A 20466-nucleotide genomic window follows, 5' to 3' on the forward strand; every position below is an offset into this window, starting at 1 on the left:
TTAATCTCTTGTATTTCTTTGAGCTGCTATACCTCCACCTGTACCAACTGTAGCTGTTTTTGCTGCATTGCCCAGACCTTGGCTTGTTGTTCTGTCTATTATAACATTAGCACCTCTATTAATTGCTGTTCTTTGATTTCTGGTTAATCCAGATGTATTAAATTTACTTTCCACCGTCAAACGGCGTCCTGTAAATATGTTTTTCATATCATGGTCAAACAATGCTTTGGCTTGTCTTCCTGTTGGAGTTCTTCCGCCAGTCATAACCTGAGCCTTGCCTTGACTGACATAACCTCGACCTCTGTATTTGATTTCTGTAATGGCTTCTCCTAATTTTCCTTTAGCGCTTCGTGATAAATTATTCGTCGAATTTTTAACGGCATTCCCTACCAATTTACCTCCAGCTCCTAAAACAGCTCCTACGGTTCCATCAACTACAACATCTCTAACGGTTGTTTTTTGTCCCTGAATTGCTCTGCTCGCAGCACCTCCAACGGCATTAGCTCCACCAGAAACACCTGCAGTTACCAATAAACTGGCTCCTCCAGTAAATCCTGCGGCTCCTCCTACAACAGCACCTTGTACCGCGGCACCACCCACAGCTTTCCAATTATCTACTTTACCGTTTTTGTATAATTGGGTTCCTGCTTCTATGGCACCTCCTATAATACCGCCAATCAATGCTCCTGCGGCAGCAGTGGCACAATTAGGACATTCTCCATCTGGATCTACATATTTTACAGGGTTATTGTATGAAAATGCATAAGATGTTAAGTTGAATGAATTAAACCCTCCTCCGTTACTCGATTCTGGCTCATCAAAAAAGTCTTCTTTAAACATTAAAGGATCGACACTTAACCACAAACTAGCTTTCATATCGAGATACCTTGCTCCATAATAGGTTAAGTTTGTTTCTCTATCTAATTCCTTGCCGTTAAACAAATAAGGAGACGAAAATGAAGTTGCATGTTCTTCAAACAAAATCTCACCAAAAGCAATGTATTCTACGTGCTGTGAAATAGAACCATTTTTGGCTGTAATATAGGAAGTACTTCCCAAATGATCAGCATGAAAATAAAAAATATCATTTTCTGGCATTCCAGTTCCTGTAAAACCTTCTCCTGCTTGTACGGTAGTTGGTTCTATTGGTGGGCCAAATTGTACTGGCGGACCTGGAACATCTCCCGGAGCATTAAAAATTGGGTTTCTAGGCCATCCTTCTGGAGGTTCTTGATTTTCTTCTACAGGTTTAAGTACTTCACTTGGATACGGATTCCCTGTAAATTCTGGCGTAGCATAGATTCCTTGCTGTGTTGGAGGTCCTGGTGGTAAACCTAAACTTTTCACATAAGCATCTAACGCCTTTTGCTGTTCTGCACTAAGATTGGTGTAATTTACTCCTCCTGCTGTTAAACCTAACGGCTGGGCAAAAGTTCCGTTACCCAATTTGCTCACAATTCGTCCACTTCCTTCAAAATAATGTTTGGTAAATTTACCTTTTCTTATTACAAAATACGGACTTACATATCCTGTATAATCATCTGTATGTATAATTGTAGCGGCGTTTTCTCCGTTTATTACAACATTTTGAGAATCGGCTGAACTTTTAATTACACGTTCTCCATTACTATCATAAGAAAATTGATAAATTCTTCCATTATCATTAATTCCCATTAGTCGATTTTCCTCGTCCCAAGTCATTTTTCTGAAACTTTGAGTTTCTGTATAACTTGTTGGGTTCCCGTTTCCATCATATAGATATTCGCGAGGATCTTCTTTAGCTGTTTCAGCAATTTTACTCGGCGCATGCGGATGTAATTCGTTATCGTAAGCGTAATCTAGAACATATCCTTTTTGCTCATTATTAACGGTATGCATCAAATCTTTTTTGGTAATATTATGCATTTTATTGTAACTCATATTGAGTTCATAACTGGCTTTGGTAAACTCTCCTTGATAAGAACCTTTTGCTGATTTTAATCTATAATAATCATCATATTGGTATTCTTGAGAAGAGGTTCCTCCTAAGCTGTTGTTTATTATTGGAGCTGTATTTTTAATGCTTAATACATTTCCAACATTATCATAACCATAAGCATTGTTTAAGACCTGTCTTTCTCCGCTTCTTACTTGTAACTGCTGTAATCTTCTCATTACGGCATCATAAGTATAATTCGTTTCGGTGTCGTTACCATATTTCAGGTATTTACGCTGTTCGAATTCATCATAACTTAATTGCTTGATATAATCGTAAGTATGGCTTTCTTTTTTACCTTTCATACTTTGCAGATTTCCAGCGCGGTTATAAGTGTATTCTACTACTTCTCCATCAGGATAGGTCATTTTCTGGATACGATTCCATGTATCGTATTCAAATTGTGAAATATAAGTCTGTACATCTGTAGGCGTAATACGAAGTGTGCGAATTTCTTTTTCTATCTCTCCTAATTTACCAAAGAAAAATTCTTGTCCTCCAGTTGCATCTTGTACAAACCACACTCTTCCTCGTCGAGATGGAGTTCCATTAGCTTTTCCATAATTATATTGTACATTATTCTGTGGATTCTTAGGGTATTTTATAAATTCTAAACGATTATAATTATAGACATATTCTACAGCACCACCATTTGGAACGGTATTTTTTAAATCTTGTGTTATGCGTTTAGTTAAATTTCCTGCCAAATCATATTCCATAGTTGTTGTTCCAGCATCTGGATGTGTATATTCAATACGTTTTCCTACCCAGTCGTAACTCATTTTGGTAATATGATCAATGGCATCCGTTACTTTTACCGTTTCTCCCAGAGCATTAGTTTCAATCTTTGTTACCAAATCATTTTGTACAACGGCTACATTTTGCCCTGCAGCATCTGTATAAGTTGAACTTGTTCTGTTTAAAGCATCTGTCTGTGTTGTATTTAGTACTGACAGTCCATCATGATTGATAATGGTATAAGATGTTGTATTGGTGCTTCCATCTGGCAATGTTACTTTTATTGGACGTCCAACCTCATCATAATCGGTTTTAGTTGGCTCAACATTAGACATTGCTGTACTAAAATTATTATCCATCGTAGTCGTCGTCGTTGGATAGTAGGTGGCTATTGGTCTTTCTAATCCATCATAAATTATACGCCCCGAAACAACATGAGCTTCCTGATCTGGACTTCCGGACTGTGTAAATAAACTTGCTGTTTTCTTTACCTGCAAAGGTCTTCCTAATCCATCTGTATATGTGTAGGTTTCGATGTCTTTGTCAAGTTCTGGATCATAATTTCTAGTTTTGGCATACGGAACTTCTGCTTCTGGAAAATATTCATAAGCAATCGTGTATGGTCTGCCTGAAGCAATTTCATAAGGGCCTTTTATTGTTGACACACGACCTTTTGTATCCAAAGTATAAATAGTACTTTGATCGTTACGATCTGTTGTTTTAAGAGGCACTCCAAAACGGTAATCGAATTCTACTTTGTTCTGATAACCAAAGGCGTCTTTTATTTCGGTCATGTATTGGTGATTTTCTGAATCAAATACATATTCCAAAGTCATACGCTGTCCTTTATGATTGACAGGACCAGTAATTTTTTCGATATTTCCGTAAGTGTCGTATGCAATGTCAGTAACAGCAATTTTATCTGCTGCACTGTAATTGCTTATCTGAGTTACTTCTGCTGTTGCAGGATTTACCGCCGCGGTTCTTTTACGTCTTAATCCTTCACTTGTGTAAACTTCTAACTGTTTTGCTATACCTCCATAATATGGATTAGTGCTTTCATAATATGCTATTTTGGCTGTAACTTTATCATCAGCTGAACCATTTCCTAAATCTTCGTACTGAATGATGTTTCCGTTTGCATCATAAGTATTGAAAATATTCGTTTCTAGATATTCACCTCCTGCTTCGTAAACTTTTTCGTTGGTATGAATTAATCCAGCAAAAACTCTTTTATCGTCACATGATGGTAAATTTAATTCAGATTCCGAAATACTGGCTTGTGTAGCAACATCTACTAAGCTGTATTCATTTTCAGACTCTTGGCGTATTTTGCCATCCTTATCTAAAGTATAGCTGCGCTTTAAAAGATTTTTTCTAAAATAATCGTGATTGTGATATTCTTGAACCGTTGTCGAAAATAATGAATTATCAGACGCATCTATTTCTTCTTCGATTACCTTTTCAAAACCATAAAACTCTCTTTCGCGACGATCATGATAAGCATTTTCATATCTAAATTTAGCTATCGAATTATCAATACCATCTCCAACATGTCCATCAAAAACTGTAACCATTTGTAAAACCCATTTAGCTGATGGATTTTCGTAACTTGGTTTTATTAGTTCGTAATCTACCGTATAGCTATTTCCTGCGCCATTGGTAACGCCTTTTAATTTATTAGTCCTTCTGATATTTGATAATTGCGCTGTCAAATGTCCATCTTCTTTTGAAACCACATAATCTAAATTTCCATCACCATCAATATCCATAAAAGTTCCTTCAGAACGGTTTGTGCTCCATCCTTGGCTTCCTCCAAGAGTTGGTGTAATACGCAACAGCCAAATAACAATGTCTATTGAGAAATTAGCATTCATTCCGTAGCTTACTCCTTTATTCTGATTCATTTCTGAATATTTCGGATAGACAACTGGTGCTGCAAAAGAATTACCTAAGTTTAAGGAAACCTGCATGTTACTTCCTTCATATTTAATTTTATCAGCAAGTCCGTCACCATTAATATCCATAAGAGATTCTTCACTATCAGATTGTGATCTTGCATAATTGGCTCCACCAGAAATAGATCCTTGTTTGATACTAAAACCTAAACCAGCGCTCCAATCTGTTGATTTTCCTCCATTCAAACTGTTGTGGTTCCATTTTTCTGCTGGTAAAAATCCGTATCCAGTGTTCAAATAAACATCACCAGAATCTGAAATTTTATCTGGAAGTCCATCCCCATTAATATCACTATGAATCATTGCCGCATGATCTTCTCCTTTTCCTTGAGAAGCACTTACTGCAATACTATTACCTCCCTTTTCTGCCTCTTTTGATGCGGTTTCTTTAGCAGCATCCCTTTTTACGTTAGATTTACCAATGGTCATACTAATTGAATTTGATGGAGCTCCGTGACTGTAGCTTCCTCCAAAATTTGGTCCCTCAGTACTTGTTTTAGAATGGCTGAAGTTATCTCCCATATTGACTACTTCGTTGGAAATTTTCCCAACTGGAGCTGTAAGCTGTACATTTTCTCCACGAATATAATCTGGAAATTTATCTCCATTAAAATCGCTCATTGTTTGTGTTACGTAAGAGTCGCCATCAATCGACTTACTATAACCAACATTGGCAGGTCCAACAGATGCTCCTGCAGAAAGACTTTTACTTTTACTTTCGCTTATCATATCCAGCGCAGAAGTACTGCCGCCAGGCAGATTAGGAAGTGTAAAGTCAGTATACTCCGAAATATCATCTTCTCCCAATCTTGATGTACCTATTATTTGTCCTTGTATATATATTCCTTCCTCTAAACCTTCCCATTTTGCTTTAGTGTAAGACGGATTTAATGATACAAAATAACTTTTTGCAACTTCATAGTCAGTTCCTTCATAACTTTCAGGATCTGTATTGCCTAAATCGGGTGTTGTGCTGTAGGCATCTGATTTTTTTAGAAGTGTCTGATCAATAGTATTTGATGCTAAATTTCCATTAATAGCAAATCCACACCATTGACGATAATACAATCCTAAACTTCTTTCATCGTCATTCAAAAGACTATAAATACTGAAATCATCTATAGCTTGGTTCCATACCGAAGCATTGACTGTATCTGTAACTTGAACTTGAATATTTAAGGCATCAGCTTTTGGATAATTTTTAATAATCGTTATAGATCGTGCATTAGAAACTGTCATTTCTAATTGAATTGGAACTCCCAAAACAGCATCCGGATACGTAACGGAATTATCAAATGTATTATTTACCAAACTCAAAATACCTCCTCTAATTTGATAACGATTACGTGCTAATAATGTATTATTTTGTTTAGCAGAAATAATAACATCTCCATCAAAATCATTAATATTACCTGGATATTGAGCAGGAGTTGCGAGTGTCAAATCCTGAGCCAGAATACTTAGTTTTACTTTTCCTAGCGAAGTAGAAGTTACACCAGTCATATTATAATTTCCTTCTCGTTTTTTGTAAAACAAATGAGAAACTCCTAAGGGAACTTCTTTTACCAATTCTCCCGGATAAGCAGGAACAGTAACAGTCGGCGTAAAAGAAATTGTCTGCCAATTGATATTGGTTTCTGTCTGTAAGGACAATGATACCATAGTCTCAGCTTCAAATGCAGGCAACGTAATTGATGACAAATCGAATGAACTGACCTCATTGGCTAAGAAAGTTTTTTCATAAAGAATAACTGGAATCTGAGACAAATCTAAATATGTTTTTTTGATAACCAGTTTGATGTGATCTGAGGTAACAGGTTTATTTAAAATACCTTTCAAAACGACATTTCCTGCTACCGGCACGACTCCGCCTTCATTAGAGCTGCTAAAAAAATCGGTACTTGCTTGATAAGTGGCCAAGGAATATGCGTTTACATCTTGTAAAGAAGCTGGAATGGTAAAATCACTTTCGGTTGTATTTCCATTAGTTCCCCTGTCAAAGTGTTTAATCTGCGAATAAGTAATGGTTGGATCCCAGTTTACAGTGTCAAAATTCCCATCTTTAACAGAGCTAACTCTAAAATACAATCGTTCTCCTTTTTCTACAGCAATGGCCGTATTTTGTTTGCTCTTAGTACCGTAATCTGTAGCCGCAATTGCTTCGTTCCAAATTACTGTATTTCCTCTTTGAAAATACAAATGAACCCCATCGGCTTTGTCTTCACCAGCATTATTTACATATTCCTCACGTCTTTTAATTCGTTCTGGAGTAGATTCAGGAACTAATTGATATTGATGTGATACCGAAATTATCCCTTTTACAGGAGCTTCCCACATACGCACAACATCGTGAAGCGGATTTTGTTTTTCTATCTCTTCCAAAGAAATAGTTGTATAACCTGGAATAGTAATATTTCCACCTCCAAAAACTGGTGACGGCGTACCCGCACTGCTATTCTTGAAAGTCGGGATTCCATTTTCTAATCGGTTGTAATATACCTGCCCATTACGAACAAAATCAACAAGACCATCTCCATTAAAATCCATGAAATAGGCTTTGGTTTTATTACTGGAACGCTGTTGATCAAAACCAATATTTCCATAAGTCATATTTAAATCGACACCCCAGTTAAACGAACTAGATTTTGAAAATCCTACATCACTGATATTAAGTTCTTGAAGATCTCCAAAAGCCAGCTTTCCAGTTCCGGCCAAATTTTTTCGATAATAAACACCATTATTATTTTTGAATACTTTATCAGGCAATCCATCTCCGTCTATATCCTCTAAAGTGGCAATAGTTTCAGAATTTCCCCAGTTATTTCCTCCATGACCGCCAATAGTAAATCCTTTTAAACTTCCGGCATTAGTAGCAAACCCCAGACCCAGCCTATAACTTACTCCTGTTGTAGATCCTTCTGTACTGCTTACCAGAGAATGTTTTCCCGAAAACAAAGCATTAGTAAAAGACGGAATAGAGTTGTTTTTTAAATTGTCACTTGGTACGCTCCAACTTTCTTCAGGTCCAAACGGATTGTATTTTCCTGAAGCATCACGAACATCATCAAAGTAGTCTAATTTATTGGTGTAAAACAACTTGGCCTCTGTATCATATTCTGAAACCGATTCTAACAAAGTCTTTTTAAAAGCTCCTTCTTTGTATTGCAGTTCATAACTGCGAATCATGTCGTTTTTGTAACGCACTTCAATTTTTCGTAATAATTGATTGTTTAACTGCTTAAAACCTAATCTTGCTGAAAGCTGTACATCCTGACGATTCGGTTCGCCTAAATCACCATTTTTTACAAACGTAACATTGTAATTTCCTTTTTGAGAACCGAAACCTGTATAATATATTTTTTTAAGATAAATACCTCCATCTCTTTTGTCATACTCGTATTCTACTGTATTTCCGTTCAAATCAACTTGAAGACAAAGTGCCCAATACCCAATGTTTCCGCTCGCGTCTTGAAGCACACCATTTACTGAAAGTCCAGACATTGTACCTCCATAATAACTAGCATTTCCGCTTTTATCTTTTACTACCCAATAATAATCTTTTGGTGATGCTCCTTTACGAATGATCTGCTGGAAAGCACCTTCGCGTCTTGGAAAGAACTGTTTATCTGGTGTTCTTCCAATCCATTCTACCCTGTGTGAATTTGGTATTAAAGCTTCTCCGCTAATAGTATAACTTTCTGTTTCGTTTGCTGCATCGTATCGTGGTGCTCCCCAGCGCGTTTCAATACTTACTGAAGGAACAGAGACATCCCAGCCCATTCCAGCCCAACTATGGCCGCCATCACTATCATACTGTAATTTTAAAGAAGGCTGCATTCCTCCTCTTCCATTTGGAACGACAATAGGAAAAGAAGTACTTGCAGTTCCGCGTACGTTTGGAGTTGGCGGTTCTATAGATTGAATTCCAACCAGCGGACTAGCTGCTTTTAAATCTTTTATGCTTGTTGGTGTATAACCAGAAGTTTCTGGAGATTCCGGCATTTTTACAATTCCTGCAATAAAATCGGTAAAATGTGTTGTTTTTGCTGTAATTAATCCCTGTTTAATGTCTAACGAATCTTTGCTGACTTCCTGCCAAAGACGTTTGTTTTCATCAAAATAAAATACATTTATATCCTTTTCTGTATATCCTTCTGGAATTGCCTTTTTGCTGTAAGGAAGTGAAAGTGTAACTGCTTTTTCAAAAATGGTTCCATGAGGCAGTAATCTAAATCCTGCATTCCCATTAGTAACATTCACCATTGAAGCGTTTAAAGGTGCAATATCTATTTTTCTTAAACCACTTACCGAAATGGTAAGATTGTTTTTTAAGGCACCAACTGGAAGTACTGCAGAAAAGTTTTTGTACTCTAAATTATTGGCTGTCTCAAAATTAATATTCTTAAAAACACGTTCTTTGGCATTTTCAATTGGTCTAAAACTTTCTACTTTTAAAAACTGATTTAATTCTATTTTTTCTTTTAAAATTAGACCTGTCACAGTCTCTTTTAGCACAGGAATAAATTGAGTAGTATTTTCTGCATCTAAAACCAATTCAAATTCTGGCTGATTTACATCTATAGAAATTCCTGCAATGGTAAGTTTCTTTATTTTGGATGGAAAATTTGTCCCTTTTATGTACAATTTATTTGCTGCTTTCAGAAGTTTAAAATTATTTTCTTCTGGAACATTTTTATATACTATTCGTACGTTTTTAATTTTATATCCATTTGAAACTCCTTCTGGCGCTGTAAACAATAAAACGTTATCACCAGTTCGAAGAGAATTCTCAGATAATAATTCGGCTTGTTTGGTCCAGGCTTTATTTTGCGATACAAATTGTCCTCCAATACTTGGTTGATTGTTTAGACTTCTTGAGATCGATGCTGTCTCATCGTAACCAAACAAATCATATTCCAGATAGGCATTTTCATCAGCTTGCGGTAATTCATCAATTTTAAGATGAAAAACATTATCATAAGCATCATCAACTTCATCAAGGCTGTTGATTCCTATAATTCCTTGTTCAATATCAGCAGAAAATAATTTTGTACCTTCACTTTCATTCTTTACCTCAATAGCTGCATCTGATTTTGATTCTGAAATCGCAGATTCTTTTTCTGAAAACTTATCCGTAATAAAAGAAGGAATTTTATAATCACCTAAATTGGAAGCAAACAAAAATGTACCTATTAAAAATAGCAGGAATATAATTTTCTTTTTCATAGAGCTGGTTAATCGATTACTAATAATCGATTTATATTATATTTCGTTCTGCAGGAAGAACTTTTCTTCGACTGTAGAATTATTTCACAATAACTTTAAAGGCTTTAGTGCCAAAATCTGATTTTACCTGTACCAGATACATTCCAGAAGGTGCTGTAATAGTATCTTCATGCAGATAAGTTTCGATCTGGCTGTATTTTTTTTCTTTTAAAAGTGATCCTGTCAAAGAATAAATACTGATTGTGGCATTTGTCTTTTTAGGAAACTGCATTGCAAGAGCAAATTTACCGTCGGGTGTAGGATTTGGATATAAGATCAAAACACTGCGATCTGTAATTTCCTGACCGTCTGTTAGCACACTAATTTTCTTAGACGTTTTACATTCTAGATCATTTATCAATCTCAGCTCGTAATCGCCGGCTTGATCTATTAGAATTTTTGGATTATCATCAACAAAATTACCTTCGTAAAACCATTCATATTGATAATTTCCCGTTGGAAGATCCTTACTTGCATCCAAAAGCACCGCATTACCATCTGTCAATAAATACTCCGATTTCAGGTTAGGAAAAGTTCCTTCTTTATCGGCAACAAATACAGTTTCAGCATACAGATTGCCTCTTTTATCTTTTACGATATAATCATAAGTTCCCGAAGAAAGCTGTACTCCACTCTGACTTTTTGCAGCCTGATTCCATTGTTTTACAACGGCTTCACTTCCTTCTTTTTTAACAGTAACGGTAAAAGGTGCTTCACCCCCTTCAATAGTATAATTTAATTCACCTGAACCTGTTACACCACAAATGGCTTCTGTAATCCAGACTCTACTGAACATTTCTGGTGCTACTTTTAAAGTAAATTTTGCTGTTCCAGATTTATGTTTGTTCCAATCAAAATCATTTAAAACTAATTTCTCTGTACTGGCAGTACTAGCCAAACGTATATATTCTGAATCATTCTCATCATAAGTTCCTTTTCCCGAATAATCAACCAATAACCAGTAATAAGTATCTTTAGGCAGCGTTCCTTTTATAAAAGATGGGTTAAAAGACCAGTCCAAACTCAAATCTGATGGATTTGTAAAATCCAATTGCCATTCTCTCGAAACACCAATCGGCTCTCCTTGTTCTTGTTTTTTAACTAGAAGATTTTTGCCATTATCACTCCAAAAAGTAAAGTAATTATTAGGAATCGTATTTGTTTTACTTTTCATTTCGATTGTCAAAAGCCCTTCTTCTGCCATATTACTGCTCTTTACTTGTAGCAATCCGCTGGCATCATCACGACCAACTGCGGTTATAGAAGATGTAAATCCTTTATGTTTATCGACATCCCAAATAGTTTCTCCTTTACTGTTTAAATAGTTTTTATTATCAAACTGGGAAAGTGAAATCCCGTATTTTACAGCCAAATAACTTGCTGCTTTTTGAGTTTCTAAACCATTTAAAACACGGCTGTAAACCAAAATTTCGCTTATGCTTCCTTTAAAATCTTCTGGCGGTAGTTTTTCTGATTTTGATTTCTGGCCAATAATAAGTGATGACAACTTTGCAACACTATCAGTAACATGCTGTTGAAAGAAATGAATATTGGCTTTATGGGGTTTGATTTTTTCCTGATAGGACTGGTAAGAATATTTCTTTAAATCGACCAATCTTTTATTTGTTGCCGTAGCTATTATTTTTTGAGCATCATTTATGGTCCATAAAAACTGTTCCTTTAAACTGTCTTTTACTTTATACACCATAAAAAGCGTATGACGTCTTTTGCTGTTAACGCCTAACGGAATAATTAATGAATCATGGGCAGTATCAAAAACAATACTTGGATTAAAATTAAAAACAGCTCCATCTTGTTTTTGAAGAGATACTTTTGCTTCTTTATTGTCTACAAGACTCTCCCAGTAATAACTTTCGCCTGCACTTTTAGATTTTAACCAAAAAAAAGGTTCTGAAACGGCTCCAGGCAGTACTTTTTGTTGCGAGAATGTCAGACTTACAGTAAATACTGTGATTAAAATTACCAGTAAAAAAATCTTTTTATTCATAGTAAAACTGATTGTTACGATGCTGTTTTTCTAAAAATTCCCTAAATCATCAAAGTCAAAAGAGTAACCTATAATCAATGAAATACTATTGACTTTGTTTTTGTTTTCGCTGTAGCGATGTCCATTTTCTTCCGTCATTAAAGCATCCGAAAGTCCAATGGCATATCGTGCTCCAATAGAAAAGTTAGAGCTAAATTCGTATCCTGCTGCAAGCATTCCGTAGAAGTAATTTTTGCCGCTCAAAGATTCTCTCAGTACTTTTTGAACATTTGCATCTGTTTCAAAAGGAACTCCTGATTCAGCAAATATTTCCTGTGCATTTGATGAATATTTGATATTATCACCCGAGATATTAAATCCGACATATGGACCCGCTCCAATGTAAAATCCCTTGTAAGGATAAAACTTAAGCTGTGCCCCCACATTAATATAGTTGAAAGCAAAAGTCATTTTATATTTCAGTCCTTTGATGTCTTCATAATTCAAATCTGTTGACTGACCAGAATAAGAAACCTCAGTTTGAATTGCCAATTTTGCATAAGGATATTTCCAGTTAATGAAAAAACCGCCAGCTCCTCCAAATTTTCCTTCCTCTTTTAAAGTGTAACCGTCGTAAATACCTTTTGGTACAATAACGTCTGGAAGATTGGACATTTTCGAATAAATACCTCCCGCAAAAAGGCCGTATGTAATTTCTCTCTCGCTTTGCGCGAAAACAGATTTTGTGCTTATCAATAAAAACAGAAGAATAATTTTTTTCATTATTTTTTAATTACCATTTATGAAAACTATAGCCTACAGAAAAACAAAAAACACTGCTTTTGTTTTGGTTCTCTATAAACTGAAAAGAAGATGCATTACTTTTAACCATATCTTTTACACCCAGATAATAGCGAAAATCGAAGTGAATACTTTTATGAAGCTCATAACCCAACGCAAAACAAAGCGCAAAATCACCAGCACCATCAAGACCATCTTTGTAGAACTGTCTTGTTGCTACATCATACATTCCGTCCGCTTCATTAGAAGAATAACTAATATCATTAGGAGATAAATTGATTCCGTAGAAAGCTCCAAATCCTAGATTTAAACCTTCGTAAGGATAAACTTTGTATAAAGCACCTATTTCTAAATAAGCATAATTAAGTCCGAGTTCAAATTCTTTCCCAACAACATCTCGATATTTCACGGTTTCTCCAGACTGTCTAAATAAGATTTCAGGTTGTATAGCAACACGAGTATCATACAGTTTACAGTTAAGAAAAAATCCCGTTTCAAGACCATATTTGCCTTTGCTTTCCAGAGTACTGTTGTCAAAAGTGTTATCACGGCCTTTTATCGTTTCAGGCAGATTACTAAAGGAGGAATAAATACCACCCACTTTTAATCCGTAGGTAATATTGGTTTCATTTTGACTATAAAGGCTTATGTTAAAAAAACAACTTAATATTATTAAGTAGAATATTACTTTCATTAAAAAAATTTTTACGAATATAAATATTAAATATAGTTTTGACCAACAAAAAGCCGACAAAACAGGCGATAAATCCGACAATATACCTGATTTCATGTAGTAAATAATTTGAAGATTACTTCTATATTTGCTTGATTCATAGAAAAATCACTCTACATATTTCTTTCATAAATTAAAAAGATCATGAAACATCCTATTCTTTTTCTGTTTATTTTGATGTTGTTTAGTAGTACACTACAGGCAAAATACCTTAGAGCAACTTTATTTATGGAAAATGGGGTTATCAAAAAAGGCTTGGCAGAAAAAGTACAAAGCACTGATTCAAAAGTTAATTTCAAAACTGATCATGGAAGTAAAATAGAAAAAATAGCAAGCAGAGAAATCAAAAGAATTGAGTTTGAAGATGCTGATGGTACCACCTATATAGCTGAAAATTTATATGCTGTAACAGCAAACATTTTAAGTGGAAAGTTTTCGAGATCAAGTAAAAAAAAGTGGTTTTACATGATCTATGATAAAAATGCAAGAATCGGTTATATTACAGAAACAGGCAGAAACAGGCCCAATGCAGGAGGAACCAGCAGAGTGATTACTTATGGAAATACTGCTTATTTTTTTGGAAAGAAAGACAGTGAAGAACTCGTTTTTGGTTATTCAGAATCCAGCGGCAGTAATCTGGCTGTAGGCACCGATTCATTAATCCGTAAAATGGCCGCTGAAGCTTTTGGAGACTGCCCGCAGATAATGGACGCCATACAAAAAACAGATTTCAGCCAAACGCAGGCAATCGATCAGCTCAAAACGATTTTTGAACACAATACCTGCCCATGATCCTATCCATAATGAGCGGAAATCCAGCAGGTAAGAAACAGAAATAAACCAATTTTTAGCTCCAATGGAACAACAATTAATTATTTCATAAGGCCAAAGAAAGACAATCCCGCCACAACTTAAAACAATCTTTACAAATCCTCCATAATATTTGTAGAATTGTATGTTAGTTTACTGGTATAAACCAATTGAGTTTTTATAATTTTTTGCATCAATCCCAACAGGACATCTAAACCAAATTTACATAACCAGTGGAAGACAGACACTACATATAGAAAGCCAATTTCTTCAAATCATCCAAAAATGATGTTGCAATTTGTCCTGTCCCCGTCACAAATCCAAATGGCGCCAATTGTCTTCAATTGGCGCCATTCTTTTATTTAACCCTTATCAATAAATGAGTTTGACTTGTTTTTGCTTTATTTTCTTCATAAAGAAACAAACTTCAGAAAAACAGTATTTATATGAAAAACAAGATAAATTTAAATTTTAGCGTTCGATAACTTAACAGGATTCGAACACCAAGAACAGAGCTGAAATTAAGTTTTACATTTTCAAAATTTGATAATTTCCTGTCTTCCCTTATCAATCTTTTTCAAGAAAAAAAGCCAGCAGTCTAAAACACACTGCCGGCTTTAAAAATTATCTTAATTTCAAAAAAATCTTTTCTCTCTTCTTACATCTTTTCAATACTAGGAGGGATAAATTTATACATCACGGGCGTTACAATCCGTGATAATATTGTAGAACTGATTAAACCGCCAATTAACACAATTGCCAATGGTGCGATCAAGGGATTTGAGTTTAATGCAATCGGAATCAAACCGCAAATTGCAGTAATTGAAGTCAGCACTACAGGCAGAAAACGTGTTTCTCCTGCAATTGAAATAGCTTCATCGATCGAATGTCCTTCCTGCCTTAACTGATTGGTAAAATCTACTAGCAGCAAAGAATTCTTTACCTGAATTCCCGAAAGACCTATAAAACCGATTATAGCAACCAAAGACATCGGACTTCCATTGAGAAGCAACAATAACACACCACCTAAAATCCCTAGCGGTATGATAGATAATACAATAATAATTCCTTTAAAAGTTTTAAACTGCAGCAGTAAAACTGCAACAAACAGAAAGGTACTCAAAATAATTACTGCCAAAAAGTTACCACCCAGCGCATCGCCTTCCGATTCTTTCTCACCCGATAATTTGTAATAATATCCTTTTGGCATTTTCAATTGATCCAGTTTTGGAACAATGTGCGTCAATAAATCATTGGCATAATACCCTTTTGCCGATAAAGCGGTTACTTTTGAAAAGCGTGATTTATTAAAATGATTAATTGCAGTTGGAGAAGTTTCAAACGAAATTTCAGCAATCTGGTTCAGTGCAATCGGGGTTCCCTGAAGGTTATTTACGTACAGGTTTTTCAAAGCATCGAGGTTCGAAAATTTATCTCGGGGCAATGTCAGCGTAACATTTCTGGCATCTCCCCTGTCATCTATATAATCGCCAACTGTTAATCCTGCTACCGAAAGACGGATTACCTTATCTACATCGCTGGTCAATACGCCCAATGTTCTGGCTTTTTCTTTATTGATTTTGACTTTAACATCTGTTTTATAAGTATTCAGCTCATTGTTGATATACACGGTTCCTTCCTGATTTCTAAGAATAGTCTCTACCTGTGAAGAAAGCTTACGTAACACTTCCTGATCTTCACCAAATAATCTTACGACAATATTAGCTTCTAATGGTGTTCCCTGTTCAAAATCTTTTACCTCTACCTTTGCATAAGGCATTGTTTTGAATTTATTTCGAAGTTGTTCAATCAAAGCTGTTTTTTCTGATGGTTTTGCTTCATCTTCGAGCTGGACAAAAATCTGGGCAAAATCGGGTTTTCTGTCCTGGGGATGCACATTGTAATATATCTGCGGATTTCCTTTACCAACGTTCGAAGTGTAATACACAATTTCCTTATGATTTTTAAGCTCTGCTTCTACAATTTTGGTCACACGGTCACTTTCTGAAATATTGGCCTGAAGGGGCATTTTTATATTGATCAGAAACATCGGTTTTTCTGAAGTTGGAAATAATTTAAAACCCGTTACTTTAAACAATCCAAAAGCAGTGATGCTTAAAACTATAGAAATAGCAATAGTTGTTCTAGGATATTTTAATGCTTTGGGCATAATATCGCGATACGCTCTGGTCAGGAATTTTTGCAGATACTGAAGAAAAATATTTCCTCCCGCATGATCGTGCGTTTTTAAAAATCGGCTTCCTAAAAACGGCACCAAAGTCAAAGCGACAATCATCGATGCCAGTACACTGGTAATAACTGCCATTGGAAGACTTCTGATAAATTCTCCCGAAACATCCGGCAGGAAAGCAAGCGGTAAAAAAGCAATTACAAGTGTTGCGGTACATCCTACTACTGCAATTCCGATTTGTTTGGTACCTTTAAGGACTGCATCCATTTTAGAATGTCCTTCTCGCAGCCATCGCTCTATGTTTTCGACTACCACAATACTGTCATCCACCAACAATCCTAAAGCTACCACAAGACCAACAATACTTAACTGATTTAAAGAAAAGCCAAAAGCATTCATTGCAATTAATCCTAATGCGAGGGATAACGGAATGGAAATCATCACAATTCCCGAAGCTCTTAAACCTAATGGAAGCAGAGTAACAATTACCAAAACAATTGCCAGTGTAAAATCAAAACCTAAATGCCCCAAACGCTGCGATACCATATTCGCCTGATCGAAGTTTTTTACTAATTTGATGTTTGACGGTAATTCTTTAGAAAATTCATCTACAATTGGTAGGAATTCTTTCTGCACATCTGTAATGTTTACATTGTCTTTCATACCAGCTGTAACCAGTACACATCTGTGTCCGTTGATGCGGGTAATATGATCGACAACCTGCGACTTGTAGCCTACTTCGGCTACATCTTTCATATAGATTATTTTACCGTTAGCATTGTAAATTACTGTATTGGATACATCGTCCGCATTTTTAAATTTACCGCTAGTTTTTACATTAAATACTTTACTGCCTAAATCAATGCTTCCTCCTGGAATATCGGCCGCTTCGCTCTGCAGGCTTGCCATGACTACATTTAACGGAATTTTTAATTGGGCCAACTTTTCAAGCTGTAAATCAATACGAATTTCCTGCTCGGGAATTCCAGCATATTTTACATCTTTCAGATTGGTAATTTTCTCAATTTTAGATTTAAGTTTATCCGCTTCATCGCGAAGTTTTTTGTCTGATGCATTTTCTGAAATCAACGCTATCTGAAGGATTTTCACATCAGAAGAAGCAATTTTTTCGGTTTTTATCTGATAAATGTCTTTTGGAAGTTCGCTGCTTTTAAGCGCATTCATTTCCGTAGAAATCTCCCGATATTTATTATCAACATCAACTCCGTATTTAAATTTTACCTGAAAAGCAGCAACACCATCTTCTACTGTGGTTAATATTTTTTCGATGTTTTCGAGTCCGTAAATTTTATTCTCGATTGGTTTTACAACCTGCTCTTCCATATCCTTCGGACTTGTGCCGGGATAAATTACCGTAATTAAATATTGCGGTGGATGCGTTGAAGGATCTTCCGCCCTGGGCATGGTAAACAACGTAAGATACCCTACCACAGCAACCAGCAGAAATATAATCAGCGTAAACTGATAATTTTTAACAGCAAAGTTTGTTATTTTCATAATACTGATTATTTAATGATCTTGATAGTTGATTGTTCGTTGAGATAAGCACTGTTTGAGATCACAATCTGATCTGTTTTCTGAATACCTTCTTTTATGAATACTTTATTGTTCTCAAATTTATTAATGGTCACCGGTTGGCGTTTTACTTTGTTGTTTTCCACAATAAAAACAAACGCTTTGTTTCCGTCAGCTTCAATAAGCGAATTGTACGGAATGATGATGAAATCTTCTGATTGTTCTGCCTTTATTTCGGCTTTTCCAAACATTCCCACCGCTGGTTTACTTTTTTTAAGGCTCAGTTTTAATTCGACTTGAAAGGAGCCCAATGCCGCATCTGCCGCCTGCGATTTTCTAAAAATAAAGGCATCGAATTTTTCATCAGGATATCCGTCAAGCGTTACAGTGGCTTTCTGCCCTACTTTTACCGCGGCCCATTCTTTGTCTGTCAATCCTACTTTTAGCAGATAATTATTGTTTTGGCTGGTTTCATTTATAGCCAGAATTGGCGATCCTGCGCCAACTACTTCTCCTTCGTTTGCTATTTTTTTCGAAACAAAACCATCTGCAGCAGCATAAATTTTAGAATAACGTGCATTAAAAGCCACTGCATCTTTCTGCTTTTTAGCAATGTCAAGACCCGTTTTGGTATTCTGAAGCTGTTCTAATGTATACACACTGTCTTTGTACAAATTGCTTGCTCGTTTATAATCACGCTCGTACTTTTTTAGATTTAAATCTGTTTGGTTCAATCCGGCATTTATCTCTGTTTCGTCTAATGATGCCAAAAGCTGTCCTTTCTTAAAAAACTGGCCTTCTTCAACATAAATACGACTAATGAGCCCTCCTATTTTAAATCCGTAATTGGCCTGATTTTCTGTTGTTACTAAACCTGATGCGCTTATGGTATTGTTAAGAGCAAAAGATTCGACCGGAGCTGTTTTAATAGGGATAACATCTGCGCTTTCGAAGGGCGAATTTTCCTTTTTTTCTTCTTTACAGGCGTAAAAAAGCGTTAAAGCAAGCAATATAATCAACCCTTTTTTGGAGGCTGCGATATGTTTTTTTAGATATTTGTGAATCGTTAATTTCATGTTTTTTATTTTTAGTTAAAAGTAAAAGTGGCGTTGGCTCTTTCTAATTCTGCAAAAGCAATCCAGGAGTTATAAAGCGAAATATTAGTGTTAAGCTGCGCATTTACCCATTGGTTCTGTGCATCCAGCAGTTCTATATATATTGCCTGACCTTCCTTGTATAATTTGGTAATGTCGTCATTGTATTTTTTGGCCGACTGTTTTTGATTTTTATCAGCATTGAATTGCTCTAAAGCCGATTTTAGATTGTTCTGTGAAACCTGAAACTGAAGCAGTAACTGCTGTTTTACATTATCAGTTTGCGAGATGATTTTTTTACTGTCTTCTTCAACTTGTTTCAGCTTCCATTTGTTTTTGTTTCCCGAAAAAATATTCCACTCCAGCCCCACTCCAGCAAAATAATAACGTGAGTTTTTATCTGCTTCAAAATCAAAATCCTGAATTCCGAAATCGGCAAAGCCATTTACTTTTGGCAGCCAGTAGGATTTGTTTAGTTTGCTTATATTTTCGTTTATTTCTTTTGCCTGAGTGAGCTTTTGCAACTCCTCTCTATTTTGTGTATTTTCTGCCATAGCTCCGATAGGCGGAACATCATTTTCCTCTATTTCTATAGTAGCATCAAGTTTTTGATTCAATAAAAAATTAAAATAGGATCTGGCATTATTACTGGTTTGTCGGGCGGTTTCTAAATTGGCCTGAATGCGGATTACCTCATTATCACTTCGTAAAACGGCAGTTCGGTTTATTTTTTCATTTTTAAATAAAGCCTGATTTACCCTTTGGTTTTCTTTTACCAAAGCCAGGGCATCTTCATAAATCTTAATTCCTTCAACCGACTGCAGGTATTTGTAATAGGCAATTTTAATTTCCTTTACCAACTCTCTTTGGTAGATTTCGAGTTCTATTTTTTGAAGCGTCATCTGCTGATTTTTTATTCTTTTATTATAAATAATTTCAAAATTCAGCAATGGCATCGTGGTATGAATTTTAGCATCATAAAAATTATCCGGATTTATCAAGACCGACTGATTTTCTAACATTGGAAAAGCGTTAGAATTGGTAATCTGATTTAAAGTACTATAAACCGGATTCAGCATATCTCCAATCGGAATATCGATTGTCCTTCCGCCTTCTGCTTTGGTGTAACTTCCGTTTAGGGAAACTGTTGGATAAAATAAAGCTCGTGCTTCTTTTAAGGCATACATGCTTTTATTAATGTCAAAATTATGCTGCCTGATTACTTCGTTATTTTTTAAGCCGGTCTTTATATAAGTTTCCAGCTTGTTCTGTGCATACCCTAAATATCCTAGACAGAGTATTGCAAAAGTTAGTTTAATTTTCATTTATTGTACATTGTTTATTATTTGAACACTGTTCATTTTTTTGAGCAAAAAAA

Annotated in this window: 8 protein-coding genes; 1 reads left to right on the plus strand and 7 read right to left on the minus strand. The window is 35.6% G+C overall.

What is annotated here, in order from left to right; translation table 11 throughout:
- The 4 genes from LL966_RS05345 to LL966_RS05360 form a co-directional block, all read right to left on the minus strand.
- Positions 1–9897, minus strand: a complete 9897-nt coding sequence (locus LL966_RS05345; protein ID WP_229350981.1) for a SpvB/TcaC N-terminal domain-containing protein — start codon at positions 9895–9897, stop codon at positions 1–3.
- A 79-nt stretch (positions 9898–9976) separates the two neighbouring features.
- A complete protein-coding gene (locus LL966_RS05350; RefSeq protein ID WP_229350983.1) occupies positions 9977–11944 on the minus strand; it encodes a T9SS type A sorting domain-containing protein in 1968 nt (655 codons plus the stop codon).
- Positions 11945–11974: 30 nt separating this feature from the next.
- On the minus strand, positions 11975–12706 hold the full coding sequence (locus LL966_RS05355) for an outer membrane beta-barrel protein (RefSeq protein WP_125720551.1): 732 nt from the start codon (positions 12704–12706) through the stop codon (positions 11975–11977).
- A gap of 10 nt (positions 12707–12716) precedes the next feature.
- Complete coding sequence (locus LL966_RS05360; protein WP_229350985.1) at positions 12717–13418, minus strand: outer membrane beta-barrel protein; 702 nt, start codon at positions 13416–13418, stop codon at positions 12717–12719.
- 183 nt (positions 13419–13601) lie between these two features.
- Between LL966_RS05360 and LL966_RS05365 the strand changes: the two genes are divergently transcribed.
- On the plus strand, positions 13602–14249 hold the full coding sequence (locus LL966_RS05365; protein ID WP_229350987.1) for a hypothetical protein: 648 nt from the start codon (positions 13602–13604) through the stop codon (positions 14247–14249).
- A 676-nt stretch (positions 14250–14925) separates the two neighbouring features.
- On the opposite strand, the gene LL966_RS05370 is transcribed toward LL966_RS05365, so the two are convergent.
- From LL966_RS05370 to LL966_RS05380, 3 genes are read right to left on the minus strand one after another with little or no spacing between them, the layout of a single operon-like run.
- Positions 14926–17976, minus strand: a complete 3051-nt coding sequence (locus tag LL966_RS05370) for an efflux RND transporter permease subunit (RefSeq protein WP_229350989.1) — start codon at positions 17974–17976, stop codon at positions 14926–14928.
- 8 nt (positions 17977–17984) lie between these two features.
- Entirely contained in the window at positions 17985–19070 is a 1086-nt protein-coding gene (locus LL966_RS05375; RefSeq protein WP_229350991.1) for an efflux RND transporter periplasmic adaptor subunit, read from the minus strand.
- An 11-nt stretch (positions 19071–19081) separates the two neighbouring features.
- Positions 19082–20413: a TolC family protein gene (locus LL966_RS05380; RefSeq protein ID WP_229350993.1), complete on the minus strand. Its 1332-nt coding sequence runs from the start codon at positions 20411–20413 to the stop codon at positions 19082–19084.
- Between the last annotated feature and the right edge of the window lie 53 nt (positions 20414–20466).

This window comes from Flavobacterium chungbukense, assembly GCF_020805785.1.
Classification (GTDB): domain Bacteria; phylum Bacteroidota; class Bacteroidia; order Flavobacteriales; family Flavobacteriaceae; genus Flavobacterium; species Flavobacterium chungbukense.